This is a genomic window from Streptosporangium sp. NPDC000095 (assembly GCF_042899335.1).
GTDB lineage: Bacteria > Actinomycetota > Actinomycetes > Streptosporangiales > Streptosporangiaceae > Streptosporangium.
Genome location: NZ_JBIAZS010000010.1, coordinates 45404 through 58972, shown reverse-complemented (window position 1 = coordinate 58972; position 13569 = coordinate 45404). Strand labels below are relative to the sequence as shown.

Sequence of the window (13569 nt, the reverse complement as noted above, 5' to 3'; positions counted from 1 at the left end):
GACCCCATAAGATCTTTTTTCGTGATCGACCGGAATGACCGTGATCGACCTCGCCGGGCTGAACACCGTCACCCGCACCGTGATTCTGCTGGAGGTATGCCATGCGTGGTACAGCTCGTGCGTTCGCCGTGACCACCGCCGCCCTCGCCCTCGGACTGACCGGCTGTAGCGCGGGCGCGCCGGCCGACGGCCGGCCGGTGCAGCAGGCCGTCCCCAAGGCCGGTGAGGAGACCAAGAAGCCCGAGAAGCCGGCGGGACCCGTCACGCTGAAGTACTGGACCTTCACCCCGCCCGAGGCCGCGCTGAAGAAGGCGGTCACCGCGTTCGAGCGGGCGAACCCCGGCATCAAGGTCGAGCTGCGCACCTTCGCCGAGGCCGACTACCGCAAGCGGCTCCCCAAGGCGCTCGCCGACGACGAGAAACTCGACGTCGTCGGCCTCCCGATCCCGACGATGACCCGCTCGGTCGCGAACCGGCTCCGCCCGGTCGACGACTGGAAGGACAAGGTCTCCGGCGGCTGGGTCGACGAGCTTGAGAAGAACGCGGTGAAGCAGACGGAGAAGGCCGCCAAGGGCGGCACGCTCTACTCCGTCCCGATGGGGTCCAACGGCGGCGCGGTCATGTACTACAACGCCGGCCTCCTGTCCGAGCTCGGACTCTCCTTCCCGAAGACGGCCGCCGATCTGGAGAGCGTCGTGAGGCGGGTCAAGAAGGAGATCCCCGACCTCCGGCCGATCGTCTTCTCCGGTGATCCGCGCCGGCAGGAGGAACTGCTGTTCACCATCGCGAGCCAGAGCCACCCCACCCTCTCCGACGAACTGCTGGCCGACGACAGGCCGTGGAACGGCCCCGAGGTGGTCTCGGCCCTGACCGCCTACAGGTCGCTGTTCGACAGGGGCGTACTGGCGAAGTCGGGACTCGCGCTCAAGGGCGACCGCCCGGCCGAGCTTTTCCGCTCGGGCAAGGCCCTGTTCCTGGTGGACGGCTCGGGCCGGAGCCCGATGTTGTCCGCGTCCTACCGCAAGACCGCGAAGATCTCCGTCAAGGAGATCGGCGCCGGACCTTTCCCGACCGTCCTGCAGGGCTCCAAGCCCGCCGTCCGCAGTACGGCCGAGGTGGGGCTCGCCATCCCCAAGAGCTCCAAGCACGTGGCCGAGGCGGCCACGCTGATCGAGTTCCTGACGGTGGGCGAGGGCGTCTCCGACTGGGCCGGAGACCTGGCGCTCGTCCCCGCGCGCGAGGACTTCCGGATCGACTCCTCCGTCTTCGCCGACTCGGAGGGCAAGGAGGGCTACGCCGCGATCCAGGAGCTCGTCAAGGACGGCGGCTCCCTGAACGTCCCCGACGAGTCCTTTCTGGAGCGGGTGGAGGGTGACGTCATCCTCGACGTCGCCCATGGCCGGATCACCCCGAAGAAGGCGGCCGACCGCCTGCAGGAGGAGTGGTCGCGCGGCGAGTGAGCGTCCTCCCCGGTTTCTCCGCCGTCCTGCGGATGAGCGCCTCCCTTCGGCTTCTCGTCGGCAGGACGGCGAGGTCATCTCGATGGCTTCCCGCCCGGGCCTCGACGGGGGTATCCCGTTATCCGGCCGGTGAGCGCTCCCGGGGGTCCCGGCGAGGTCAGGCGTTCACGTTCACCGGCCGGAAGGTGCGGCGGTAGGCCATCGGCGAGACGCCGATGGCCGCCTGCAGGTGCTGGCGGAGCGAGGCGGCGGTGCCGAACCCCGAGCGCAGGGCGACGCCGTCCACCGGCAGGTCGCTGGTCTCCAGGAGCCGCCGGGCCAGTTCGACCCGCTGCAGGATGAGCCACTGGCCGGGGCTGAGCCCCATCTCGTCGCGGAAGCGCCGGGTGAAGGTACGGCGGCTCATCCGGGCGTGGGCGGCCAGTTCGCCGAGGGAGAGCGGCTCGTGCAGCCGCTCCAGCGCCCAGGCCCTGGTCGGGGCGGTCGTCGCCGCGGTCGGGGCGGGAATCGGGCGCTCGATGAACTGTGCCTGACCGCCGTCGCGCCACGGCGGGACGACGCACCGCCTGGCCACGCGGTTCGCCACCTCGGTGCCGTGGTCGCGCCGGACGATGTGCAGGCAGAGGTCGATCCCCGCGGCGACCCCTGCCGAGGTGAGCACGTCCCCGTCGTCCACGAACAGCACGTCCGGGTTGACCTTGACCTTGGGAAACAGCTTCTGGAAGTGGTCGGTGTGGTTCCAGTGGGTGGTCGCGGGACGGCCGTCGAGCAGTCCGGCCGCCGCGAGCACGTAGGCGGCGGTGCAGATCGAGACCAGGCGGGTGCCCGGCCGGATGCGCGCGATCGCGTCGGCCACGGGGGCGGGGAGTCGTCCCTCGGCGGAGATCGCTCCGAGGGCGCGGGTGGCCGGGATCACCACAGTGTCCGCGTCCGCCAGGACCTCGCCTCCGTGGTCCACCGCGATCGCGAAGTCGGCGTCGGTGCGTACGGGGGCGCCGTCGACGGTGCAGGTGAGCACCTCGTAGAGCGGTTCGCCGTCCGCGTCCTCGGCGACGCCGAAGATCCGCGGCGGGATGCCCAGCTCGAAGGGGATCACACCGTCCATGGCGAGCATGACGATCCTGTGCATGACCCGATTCTTACATGGGTGAGGTACGGGCCATCCCCGCCGAGGGCCGCCGCTTCCCCTGCCGAAGGCCGCCTCTCGCGAAGCCCGTTTCCTTCGCCGAGGGTGGCACCGCCTGCCAAGCCCGTTCCCTTCATCGAGGGACGCCGTTTCCGCCGCGAGGTGTTGGGTGAAGCCCCGTCCCCGCCGCGAGGTGGGCTCAGGAGTCGGCCGCGGTCGACAGCGGCAGGCGGAGGACGAGGCGGGCGCCGCGACCGGTGACGGTGTCGGCGGCGTAGAGCCTGCCGCGGTGTGCCGCGGCGATGTCCCTGGCGATCGGCAGGCCCAGGCCGGTTCCTCCGGCGTCGCGGCTGCGCGCCGAGTCCAGGCGGGTGAACCGCTGGAAGACCCGCTCCCGCTCTTTCTCGGGGATGCCGAGCCCGTCGTCGATGACCTCCACCACGGCCTCGCCCGACCGGCTCCCGACCCGGACCTGCACCTCCTTCGTCGCGTGCCGGTCGGCGTTGGCCAGCAGGTTGGTGAGCAGTCGTCCCAGCTGGACCCTGTTGCCTCGCACCGTGACGCCGGGGTCGAGCTTCAGCAGTACCTCGTGCCGGATCGGCCGGCGCCTCACCTCCGAGGTGACCAGGTCGGCGAGGTCGATCACCTCCGGTGCGACCCGCACGCCGGAGTCCAGGCAGGCGAGCAGCAGCAGGTCCTCGATGACGGCCTGGAGCCGGTCCGCGTCGGCCAGCGCCGAGCGCATCGTCGCGAGCGGGTCCTCCGCCTCGGGGTCGGAGATCGCCAGTTCGAGCTTGGTACGCAGCCCGGTCAGGGGGGTGCGCAGCTCGTGGGAGGCGTCGGAGGCGAAGCGGCGCTGGTTCTCCACGGCCCGCTCCAGTCTTTCGAGGGTCGCGTTGATGGTCCGGGTGAGCTGCGCCATCTCGTTTCCCGAGGTGGGGACGGGCATCCGGCGGCTGAGGTCGGAGGCGGTGATCTCGGTCATCTCGGCGCGGATCCGTTCCACCGGGGCGAGCGTACGGCCGGCGAGCTGCCAGGCGCCCCAGCCGAGCAGGGTGAGAAGCCCCAAGGAGAAGAGCGCCAGCGTGATCACCAGGAAGCTGGAGCGGAGCAACGGGGGTTCCGGTGTCATCGCGTAGACCATCACGTCGCCGTAGGCGGAACGTTCGACCCGCAGTCCCACGACGCCGTAACACGCCCGTTCTCCCGTCGGTGGCAGGGCCGCGCACACCGTCTCGTCCACTCGTGTCTCGCCGGGCGGCGGGCGCGTCCGGGTCAGAGGCGGTTGTCCCTTCATGGCAGGGCTGGCGGCGACCACCCGGCCGTCGTTCGCGACGACCTGGACGCGGTTGACGCGGTTGAGCGGGAAGATGACGGTGTCCGCGGGGCCTTTCTCGACGGCCAGGGCCGCGTTGGCGGCCGCGCCGGCCGCCAGGTCGGAGAGGTCCGCCGAGAGTTTGGCCCTCACGACCTGCCAGGTGGCGAACATGCCCATGCCCAGCACCAGGGCGAACGCGATGATCGCTATAAGGGTCACCTGCCCTCGGATTGACCGCGGACGTCGAATTATGGCTACCCCCCGAAAAAGTGGCTCCTCCTATTTAATGTCAGCCTTTTAAGGCATTTATAGGTGATTAACGTTAATCAGCTAGTAAAGCGCGACCAAGCTCTCGTTGTTGTTCGGCGGGAAAGGGTAATGGTTCCCACCTGCGGTGCGACCGGGAGGAGCGTCGGCCAGGCGGTGCCGGATGCGGGGTAAGGCGCCAGGTGTAGGGATTCGGCTGGCATGTCATCGTGTGTTGGTGTGTGTCCTGTTAAGATCCGCCGGTGATTATCCGTGACGGTCACCTTGGCGACGTACCGGCCGTTCTGGCGATGTTCGACGGCGCGGTGGCGTGGTTGACCTCCCTGGGCCGCACCGGCCAGTGGGGCAGCGAGCCGTTCTCCGCCGACGCGGCCCGTGTCGAGCGGATCACCTCGTGGGCGACATCCGGCGGGATGCGCGTCGCCGAGCTCGACGGCCGGCCCGCGGGCTGCCTGGTCGTGGGGTCCGCCATGCCCTACGTCGCCCCCGCTCCCGAGCCGGAGCTCTACATCCAGGGGCTGGTCGTCGACCCGAGGTTCCACGGCAGGGGAGTCGGGGCCGCCCTGCTGGAGCGCGCCCGCGCGGAGGCCGCGGGGCTGGGGATCGCGCTGGTGCGGGTCGACTGCTACGCCGGTGACGACGGCCGGCTGGTGGCGTACTACGAGAGCCAGGGCTTCACCAGGACGGAGAGCTTCAAGGTCGGCGACTGGCCCGGCCAGGTCCTGGAGTCGAGGCTCTCCGTGGTCACGGGCTGAACGGCGGGCGGAGGGGCCACCACCTCGAAGAGGTTCGACGCTCACCGAACGTCCCGTGCCGAGAGGGCCGTGCCGGATGAGCGGCCCGGATGAGCGGGCCGGATAAGTGAGAAGGCCGCGAACGCGAGAAGGGTGCGGGACCCGTCACGGGTCCCGCACCCTCCTGTCGTGCGGAGCGGGGTCAGCCCGCGGTTCCCGCCGAGGCCGGGTAGATGCGGAGCCAGTCCACTTCCATCCACGCCTCACCGGAGCTGCCCTGGCCGGGGAACCAGTCCAGCTGCAGGCAGACCGACATCGAACTACGGGTGGCGTTGCCGGAGCGGAACCACTCCTGCCCGTCGATGTAGCCGACGACGCTGCTGGGGGTGACCTCCACGGCGTAGGTGTGCCAGGCGGTCATGTCGATGTTGGCGTGGGCCTGCTCCTGCCCCTGAGGGGTGTGCAGGAAGAAGTTCGGTCGCTGCCGCTCGGGATCGTTGATGACCTCCAGGAAGTCGATCTCCTCACCGGTGGAACTCCGCACGTTGCCGCCGCCGTCCTTCGGCCACAGCAGGGCGACGGGGTGGTACGACCCGGCTCCCGGGTACAGGCGGACACGGGTCTCCCAGCGCCCGTACGCCTGGGCGTGACGGGCGGCCAGGCCGGCGGTGGTCCCGTCCTCGCGGCCGTACAGGTAGAGCGCCCCGTTTCCGAGGTAGAGCTGCTGGGGGGATCGGCGGCCGTTGCCGGCGTGCCCGGCCGAGTCGTAGAACACCCAGTCGGACTCGTCGAGGTAGTCGTCGAACTCCGCGCACCAGGCCGGTGCGCCCCAGTTGAGGGCTTGCGCGGCGCTGGCCTCGCCGGTGGCGGCGGGGGCGCAGGGGGCCGCGGAGACCACCTCTCCCTGGGCCGCGCTGAGGGTGCTCACCGTCAGCGCGGCCACCATGCTGAGTACGGCCACCCGCACGTGGGATCTGGTGATCATGATTACTCCTCCCAGGATCTTGCGCAGAGTGTGGAGGGACTGAAGCTCCAGCAGCCGGTGCTTGTCGGGCTCGGGCCGGGGATCGCCCACACGGCCGGGCCCGACGGCTGGGTGGGTGAGGCGGGCGGCGCGAACACCCAGCGCGGCGCACCCGCCGGCTCGTGGTTCGCGATCAGCCGGACGCCGGGGGACACCGCGGTACGGCCACGCCAGGGCGCGAGGCTCCAGCACGAGGCGAGGTCCTCCGGCTTACAGAAGTCGGAGGTGGAGCGCTTGAGCGGGGGCAGAGGCAGGACGGTACGGATCGAGGGCGCCGGGGACGGGGCCGCCATCGGGGATCGGGTGCTCTGAACCGGCTCGAGCAGGAGGGAGGGGTCGCGGGCGTCGGTCCGCGCGGGCACGGGCCGGGGCGCGTGGGTCGCCCAGCGCGGCGGGCCGGGGCGCGACGAGGTGGCGGTGGGAGCCGGGGTGACGGGCTGGGTCGGGCTCGCCGAGGGCTTCGGAGTCTCCTTGGGCGAAGTGGTGGGCTTCCGAGTGGGCTTGGGGGCGGGGGTGCCGCTCGGCGCGGTTTTGGTCGCCGTCGCCGTCGCGGTGGGTTTCGCCGTTGACGTCGCGGTGGGTGTGGGGGACGGCGCGGGCTGGGTGGCCGTACCGGAGGGGGACGGTGTCGTCGCCGGCGGCGGTGTCCCGGTCGACGTGGGTGAGGAGGTGGTGCTGGGCGACGGCGCCGGGGTGGCGGGGGCGGAGGTCGCCGTGGACGTCGCCGACGGTGCCGGGGTGGCGGTCGGCTTCGGCGGCGCCGAGGTGGGCTTCTTGGCCTCGGGGGACGGGTCGTTGGTGGGCCTGGTGTTCTCGGGCGGCGCCGAGGGGACCTTCCTGGCCCTCACGGGGGCGTCGTTGGGCTCGGTGTTCCTCCTGGTCGTCGGCTTGGTCGTCGGCTCGGACCTCTTCGGCGAGCTCTCGGTGGACCTGGTGCTCACGGGCGGGTCCTCGGCGGGACGTGACCTGCTGGACGGCGAGCTCGTCGGCGCCGCGTTCCTGGACCGGGTGGCCTCCCGCGTCGTCGTCCCGTCGGGGGACGTGGAACGCCGCTCGACGGGAGCGTCCTCCTCCACGCGCGGTGCGGTGTTCCTCTCGCCGGAACGGTTACGGGACGTGGGAGGAGGGCTGTCGGTCTCGGTGAACGTCTCGGGGGACGAGGTCTCCTCCGAGGGGGCGCGACGCGTCCGCGTCTCGGCGGGCGGGCTCTCGTCCCTGGAGCGGGAGTCGCTGTCCGAGGGCGGGTTCCTGTCGGATGTCGAACGGGAGTCGTCCGAGGGGGCCGAGCGGGAGTCGCCCGACGGGGGAGTCCTGTCCTGCTGGGAGGAGTCCTCGACCTCGGAGGGGGGTTCCTGGCGTGCGGGGGGAGAACCGGCGAACTCCTGCGACGGTGAGCCGGAGCTCAGGCCGGGATCGGCCATGGCGGCCCACGGCTGGGCGATGACCGCGCTCGTCGTCGCGGATACCGCGGCCAGCAGAAGGCCGGAGAGTAAGGTGACACGCCGGGATGAGCTGCGTGGGGGCATTGATCGCTCTTCCTCGATCTATGGGGTGGGCTCTGGGCCGGAGATGGGTTTCCAGCCCGCGGCGGTGAATTCCGGGGTGCCCGGGAGGGCGACCGGCGGCACGGAGGTGGCGAGGGGGTCGGGGACGTTGACCCAGTCCCCCTGGTTCGCACCGCGCATGCCGGGCTGCCAGACCATGAGCAGGCTCATGGCGTATGGGCTCGAATAGGTCGGATCGGTGTCGCCGACGCCCTTGGTCGCGGTCACCTGGACCAGGACCGAGACCTGCACCTGATCCTGGGCGCGGGGTTTCCACTGGACGCCGATCGTCCGTGTCCTCATGGCGGCGCCCTCGGGGAGTGCCCCGTCCTTGGGCAGGCCGAGGATCTCCCTCCAGCCCGCGACGGCCTCGCGGGCACCGGCCCGCGCCGCGTCGTGCTCCTCGGGCCGCGCGTAGAGCACCGCGGCCTGCTCGGCCTGTTCGACGTCCAGGGTCCACGCCGCCTCCAACGCCGCGGCGGCGGCGGAGGCCGCGCCCAGCTCGGTGCGGGGGAACCCGACGGGGTAACCGGCCGCACCCTCGTAGGCGGAGGGTGGGGCGAGGAGAACGGTATCCCCGAGGGCCTTCGGCGCGGAGGCGTTCACGGGGGTGGCGGAGTCGGGTCGGAGGAGCTGCCATGCGCCGGCCGCCAGCAGGATCGTCCCCACGATCGAGACGACCACGATGAGCATCCGCCGCCGGGCGCTTGGCGGCGGGCCCAGATCCCAGTCCAGCGTGGGATCGTCGGCGACCGGTCGCACTAGTGACTCCGGTCGGGGCGCTGCCCGAAGCTCTGCCCGGCCGCGGCGGCCAGGCGGAGGTACGCGCCCCGGGTCGTGGGTCGGAGGCGGACCAGGTCGACCTCCGCGCCCTCCTTGAGGTGCGGGTCGTAGGGGATGCGGATCACCGAGCGGCAGCGCGAGGAGAAGTGACGCTCCAGCAGGTCCAGGTCCACGTCGGACTTGGGCTCCACGGCGTTCAGCACGACGATGGCGTTCCTGACGAGGTCGGCGTGGCCGTGGGCGGTCAGCCAGTCCAGCGTCGCGGCGGCCGAACTCGCCCCGTCCACCGCGACCAGGCTGACCAGCACGATCTGGTCGGCCAGTTCCAGCGTCGCGCCCATCGCCCCGTGCAGCAGGCCGGTCCCGCAGTCGGTGATGCAGATGGAGTAGTAGCGCTCGATGAGCCCGGCGACCGTGCGGTAGTCCTCGGCGTTGAACGCCTCGCTCACCGCCGGGTCGGTGTCGGAGGCGAGGACCTCGAGCCGGGCGGGTGACTGGGAGGTGAAGGCGCGCGCGTCGGCGTAGCGCAGGATGTGCGGGGCCTCGGCCAGCATCGTGCGGATGGTCGCGGCCGTCTCGGACTTGACCTTGAGACCGAGGGTCCCGCGGTCGGGGTTGGCGTCGATCGCGATCACCCGGTCACCGCGCAGCGAGGCCAGCGTGTTGCCGAGGGCGACGGTCGTCGTGGTCTTGCCGACCCCGCCCTTGAGGCTCATGACCGCGATCCGGTGGTGCCCGCTCGCGACGGGGGTCTGGGCATGCGCGATCAGCGTGCGCCGTTCCACCTCCGCCGCCGACTCCGCGGGGATGATGCGCTTGCCGGAGAGCTGCCAGACGAGGCGGCGCCACCCCCCGGCGGGTTCCGGGCGGCGGTTGGTGAGCAGGTGCTCCGCGGTGAGCGGGACCGTTTCGTGGAACTGGTCGGGCGGGAGCGGCGGATTGGGGGGTGATGCATGGATATGTGGAGAGGTATCCGTCATTTCCCTGGTCCTTTCTTGAAAAGTGATCGTGGGGGGATGGGATCGGTCAGCAGGTCCGCCAGCGCACCGTCGTACTGATCGAGTCGTCGAGGGCGTGCACGGTCACCGGAGCGGTGGCCGACGCGGGGGCGCCACACCAGTTGCGGACCCGGTGGGCACGCAGGTTGATCACCTGGGTGACCCCCTCCCGCAGCGTGCCGCCGGAAGGGCTCACGGCCAGGCCGGGAGCCGAGATCCGCCATTTCAACGGCTCTCCGGAGGAGGTGATGACCATGCTTCCCAGGCCGAACTCGTCCAGCGTCACCACGGGCGGGACCCGCAGGCGGGAGGCGAGCCCGTCCTGCCGCGCCGGCGCGTCGGCGGCGGGAGGCGGAGATCGGGTGGCCTGGCTGGTGGACGCCTGCAGCGACCTCGCGGGCTCCTCGGGCCCGATCGCGGGGCCGAGGAAGTTCATTCCGGTCAGGGTGCCCGCCGCGCCCGCCACGACGATGATGACGATCTTGATCGTCGTGTTCCTGATCCGGGCACCCGCCCAGCTGAGCGCCTCCAGTACGCGGATCCCCATCTCGATCCGCTCCTCGTCGGGGCGGTCGTCGGGTTCGGTGTGGAAGCGCAGCGCGGGAACCTGGGTGTCGTCGAGTGTCCCGGTCTCGCGGGTTTTGGCCTCGCGGGTTTTGTTCTCGCGGGTTTTGTTGTCGCGCGCTCGGGTTTCGCGTGTCCCGGTATCGCGCATCTCGACGGACGCCTGCCCGGCGATGACGACGGGTTCGGCCTTGGCGACCGGTTGGGGAGCCGGCGGCTCCTGCCGGGGGATGGTGCCGGTGAGCTCCTCGCTCTGGGCGAGGACCTCACGAGCCCACGCCTGGGTGAGCAGGGCGTCGTAGAGGGGGGTGTCGTGTCCGGGTACGGGAGGCGCGGACGGCGGGCGGGCCGGCCGGGTCCTGCGGGGCGGCAGGGCGGGCAGCGGGGGCAGGCCCGAGGAGGCGGCGGGAGCGCGGGAACCCGCCGCGGGCCCCTCTCCCGATGCCGTGACCGGCGACACCGCGCCCGACGTCGTACTCGGCGGCGTCGTGGCAGGTGGTGTCGCGGCGGGTGGCTTCGGCTTCGTGGGAGGTTTCGACGCCACCGGTGGGTAGGGGGGCGTGCCGACCCTGGGCGAGGGTGGTGCCGGGGTGGTGCCGCCCGTGGCCGGGGAGGCGGGCGGCGTGGAGGACCGTCGTCCGGGTGGGGAGGCGGGCGATGCGGAGGACCGTCGTCCGGGTGGGGCGGAGTGCCGGCTGCCGGGCGTGGCGGGAGTCCGGCCCCCGGGCGGGGGCGCGGGAAGGACCGGGGAGTGTCCACCCGCAGGAGGGGCGGACAGGACGGGAGACCCGCCACGGGCCGGTCGTGTGGGCGAGGCCGCCTCCGAGGCCGCCTCGCGGGTGGCCTCGGGAGGCAGTGAGTCCACGAGCCGCTGCCGCTCCTCGGCGGAGAGCGGCGCGACCGGGGGATAGGCGATCATCTGCGGCGCCGTGTAGCGGATGTTGATCGGCCGCGTGCACACGGAACACCTGATCATGTGGGAGAGCAGGCTCGCCTGGGCCTCCACCGGGTCCGCGGCGGAGTGCGCCGTCCGTCCGCCGGGCGGGCCGTCGGGAAAGACGTCGGGAAAGACGTTCTCCACCAGCGGGGCGAGCTCGGGGCAGGTACGCCGCCCGTGGGTGAGCGCGTCCAGCCCGCTCACCAGGGTCTCGATCAGATCCTGGGTACGGGTGGTGAGCCTGCTGACCTCGTTGACGGGCATCGCCAGCACGTGGGAGAGGTCCTCCATGCTGAGCGCGTGACGGTACGTCAACCTGAGCGCCTCGGTGCCCAGGGGGTCGACGATCGTCCACACCCGCTCGATCAGCGAGGCGTCGGGCATGCCGGGCCCCGAACCCGGCACGTACCGCTCCCGGTAGGCGGCAGAGGTGCGGCAGTCACGTCGCAGTACGGCCAGCAGCCGCCCCCGGGCCGTGACGCCCTCGGGAGCGGCCTCGGCCCGGCCGGCCGCCAGCGCGGAGACGACCGCCGCGTGCGCCCGGCCGGGTTCGAGATGGGAGGCGGCGTAGTCCATCAGGTGCGCGCCGTGCTCACGCACCCAGGCCGCCCCCTGGCCGGGGCCGGGCGTGGGACGCCCGGTTCCGGTAGGTGTGCTCATCGGCCCTCGTACTCGAACGGGTTCTGCTCGGTCTGGTCTCGGGGGGGCCGGCCCCGGTCGGACTGGGAGGGAGCGGTGTTCTCGCCCGGCCACTGTTCGGAGACGTCGCCTCCGGGGTCTCTGGGGGCCACCGCGTCATCGGGACCCGGCTGGGCGGGGTTCAGCCCGCCCGTGTCAGGCTGCCAGGGCTCCTCCTGGCCGGGGACGCCCTGTCGCCGGTCGCCCTGCCGCTGCTCACCTTGCCGCTGCTCGCCCTGTCGCCGGTCGGTCTGTCCCTGGTCAGGCTGCGGGAGGGTGCTCTCGCTGGGGATCGGGCTGGGAAGCGGGACGGGAGGAGGATCGGTCACCACGAGCTCCAGATTGCGCTGGGGCAGTCCGGTGAACTTGGTCCAGTTGCTGATCTGGCCGGGTGCGGGCTCCGCGTAGAGCCAGCGGATGAAGGCGGGCCACAGGCACGAGTCGCGGGGGATCGTGGCCTGGCCGCCCTGGGCCTGGTCCGGCCCCTGGGTCGCGCTGAGCGCCCGGAGTTCCTCGGCGGTGTAGTCACGGCACGGCGGGGTGCCCGGCGGGGCGATGTTGAGGTCCCACACGCCGTTCTCGTCCGTGTAGCGCATCCCCCTGTCCAGCCCGAGGGCCTCGTGGGCGCGCCGCATGAGCTCGGGGTTCTCGAAGATCGGCAGTGAGACACCGCCGTCCGGGCCACCGCCGGGAAGCTGCGGAGTGGCCGGCATGAGCACGGTCCCGTCGGGACCCTGCGACGCGTTCTCGGCGGGACCGAGGGAGGGCTGCGGCTGGGACGGCCCGGCCGAGGGGAGCTTCCGCGACGGGTCGGGCGCCTGGGAGCGAGTGCGGTCGCCGTCGCGCGGTGCCACCGAGGGCGTGCCGGCGTCACCGGTCGGCCTGGTCTCGGGAGACGCCGTGGACACGGGACCTTCACCCGAGGGCACGATCGGCCGGCCGGTGCCCGACCGGATCGCCGGCCTCAGGGTGCCCGTCGGCCGGGGGTTCCTCGCGTTGTCCCCGGGCTGCGGATTCCTGGCGTCGCCGATGGGCCGAGGTTGCTGCTGCCCGTTTCCTCCGGTGGGCTGGGCCTGCGGGGGCTTGAGGCCACCGGTCGGCTGGGGCTGCTGCTGCCGGTTCCCCTCGCCGGGACGCTGCCCGTTCCTGTCCGGGGACTGCTGCCACTTCCCGTCGGGGGGCTGCTGTCCGTTCCTGCCGGTGGGCTGGGGCTGTGGCTGCCTGTTTCCGTTGTCGGCGGGGGGCTGCTGTCCGTTTCCGCCGGTGGGCTGGGGTTGCGGCTGCCTGTTTCCGTTGTCGGCGGGGGGCTGCTGTCCGTTCCCTCCGCTGGGCCGGGGCTGTGCCGACAGGGTGGGCGCCGATGACCTCGTCGCGCCGGACTCGGGAGCCGGCTTGGGCGGCGAGACGACCTCGACCTGCTCCACGGGCCGCGGCTCGATGACGCTGCCGCTCTCGTTCTGGCTCTCCGAGATGTTGCCGCTGATCTTCTTCGTCGGGGTCGGAGCCGGTGGGGCGGGAGGGTTGACGGGCTGGTTGTTCACCTGGGCGGGAGGAGGCTGGGCGGGGGGTTGCGCCGGCCCGGGGTTGGGTGCGGGCTGGACCGGCGCCGGGTCGGGCTTGGCGGGCGGATCGGCCTTCTTGGGCGTCGTGGGTTTCGTCGACGTGGTCGCCTTGGGGGCGGCCGGCGGGGCCGGAGTGCTCTTGGGGTTTCCCGGCCGCTGGAGGGGGGCGGCCGCGGCGGCGGCCACGCCCAGGACGGGAAGGGCGACACAGCCTTCCGCGGTGCCGCCGACCGCGCGCCCGTCGGTGGTGGTGGTCAGGCAGACCCGCTGATCCCCGGCGGCGGAGGCCCGTTTGGTGCCCTTCGCGATCGTGCTGCCCGCGTCGGCGCCGGAGAGCGGGAGCGGTTGGTCACCGCCGGGTGCCGCGCCCGCCGACCAGGCTCCCGCCTGGTCGTCGAGGAGGTACGTTCCCGCGGCGAGTCGCATCACCTGCCCCTCGCCGGGGTCGGGGCGGATGGCGATGACGGTTCCCAGCCCGGCGCCGGCGCCGAAGACACCGATCGCGACACTCGCAGTGATCACCGTCGCGCGCGATGGCTTACGTGAGGGTGTCATTAGAATGTTCCTTTTCTTC

General features: G+C 72.2%; 10 protein-coding genes. 4 read left to right on the top strand and 6 right to left on the bottom strand.

Features of this window, described 5'->3' with window-relative positions:
- Positions 1-101: 101 nt before the first annotated feature.
- Positions 102-1460 carry an ABC transporter substrate-binding protein gene (locus ACFY3V_RS22260; RefSeq protein WP_389775870.1) on the top strand — a complete coding sequence of 453 codons (1359 nt, stop codon included), beginning with the start codon at positions 102-104 and terminating at the stop codon, positions 1458-1460.
- 157 nt (positions 1461-1617) lie between these two features.
- Here ACFY3V_RS22260 and ACFY3V_RS22255 read toward each other — a convergent pair whose 3' ends face one another.
- Complete coding sequence (locus tag ACFY3V_RS22255) at positions 1618-2589, bottom strand: GlxA family transcriptional regulator (protein ID WP_389775867.1); 972 nt, start codon at positions 2587-2589, stop codon at positions 1618-1620.
- A 196-nt stretch (positions 2590-2785) separates the two neighbouring features.
- On the bottom strand, positions 2786-4123 hold the full coding sequence (locus tag ACFY3V_RS22250; RefSeq protein WP_389775864.1) for a sensor histidine kinase: 1338 nt from the start codon (positions 4121-4123) through the stop codon (positions 2786-2788).
- 290 nt (positions 4124-4413) lie between these two features.
- Between ACFY3V_RS22250 and ACFY3V_RS22245 the strand changes: the two genes are divergently transcribed.
- Positions 4414-4926 carry a GNAT family N-acetyltransferase gene (locus ACFY3V_RS22245; RefSeq protein WP_389775861.1) on the top strand — a complete coding sequence of 171 codons (513 nt, stop codon included), beginning with the start codon at positions 4414-4416 and terminating at the stop codon, positions 4924-4926.
- A 181-nt stretch (positions 4927-5107) separates the two neighbouring features.
- Here ACFY3V_RS22245 and ACFY3V_RS22240 read toward each other — a convergent pair whose 3' ends face one another.
- Positions 5108-5890, bottom strand: coding sequence for a glycoside hydrolase family 16 protein (locus ACFY3V_RS22240; protein WP_389775858.1), 783 nt, complete (start codon positions 5888-5890; stop codon positions 5108-5110).
- Between the two features lie 30 nt (positions 5891-5920).
- On the opposite strand from ACFY3V_RS22240, the gene ACFY3V_RS22235 reads away from it, so the two are divergent.
- Positions 5921-6241 carry a hypothetical protein gene (locus ACFY3V_RS22235; RefSeq protein WP_389775855.1) on the top strand — a complete coding sequence of 107 codons (321 nt, stop codon included), beginning with the start codon at positions 5921-5923 and terminating at the stop codon, positions 6239-6241.
- Positions 6242-6358: 117 nt separating this feature from the next.
- Complete coding sequence (locus tag ACFY3V_RS22230; protein ID WP_389775852.1) at positions 6359-7663, top strand: hypothetical protein; 1305 nt, start codon at positions 6359-6361, stop codon at positions 7661-7663.
- A 571-nt stretch (positions 7664-8234) separates the two neighbouring features.
- On the opposite strand, the gene ACFY3V_RS22225 is transcribed toward ACFY3V_RS22230, so the two are convergent.
- From ACFY3V_RS22225 to ACFY3V_RS22215, 3 genes are read right to left on the bottom strand one after another with little or no spacing between them, the layout of a single operon-like run.
- Positions 8235-9236, bottom strand: a complete 1002-nt coding sequence (locus tag ACFY3V_RS22225; protein WP_350941723.1) for a MinD/ParA family protein — start codon at positions 9234-9236, stop codon at positions 8235-8237.
- A 46-nt stretch (positions 9237-9282) separates the two neighbouring features.
- A complete protein-coding gene (locus ACFY3V_RS22220; protein WP_389775848.1) occupies positions 9283-11415 on the bottom strand; it encodes a hypothetical protein in 2133 nt (710 codons plus the stop codon).
- The gene (locus ACFY3V_RS22215; RefSeq protein ID WP_389775846.1) at positions 11412-13550 is read right to left on the bottom strand and encodes a hypothetical protein; all 2139 of its coding nucleotides are present in this window, start codon (positions 13548-13550) and stop codon (positions 11412-11414) included. The genes ACFY3V_RS22220 and ACFY3V_RS22215 overlap by 4 nt, the downstream gene beginning before the upstream one ends.
- Positions 13551-13569: the final 19 nt, after the last annotated feature.